Below are 225 nucleotides of genomic sequence, written 5' to 3'. Positions count from 1 at the left end.
ATGACATCCTGGCCGGGCACGTCGAGCACCCGCGTGCGCAGGTCGACCCGCATCATCTGCTGGACATAGGGGACGAGCAGGATCAAGCCGGGCCCCTTGACACCGGTGAAACGGCCAAGCGTGAAAACCACGCCGCGTTCGTATTCGCGCAGGATCTTGATCGCAGATGCGACGACGACGAGCAGAATAAAGACTGTCTCTTAGGGGCCTGTGCGCGCCCCCGCG

Annotated in this window: 1 protein-coding gene; it reads right to left on the bottom strand. The window is 63.1% G+C overall.

Going from position 1 to position 225, the window contains the following annotated elements; all coding sequences use genetic code 11:
- Positions 1-188: SPFH domain-containing protein (locus AF337_RS41385; RefSeq protein ID WP_244471377.1), on the bottom strand; the 188-nt coding region annotated here is incomplete at its 3' end.
- Between the last annotated feature and the right edge of the window lie 37 nt (positions 189-225).

Source organism: Rhizobium ecuadorense (assembly GCF_001187535.1).
Lineage (GTDB): Bacteria > Pseudomonadota > Alphaproteobacteria > Rhizobiales > Rhizobiaceae > Rhizobium > Rhizobium ecuadorense.
The sequence above is the reverse complement of the archived record's forward strand: the minus strand, read 5'-3'. Positions and strand labels throughout refer to the sequence as shown.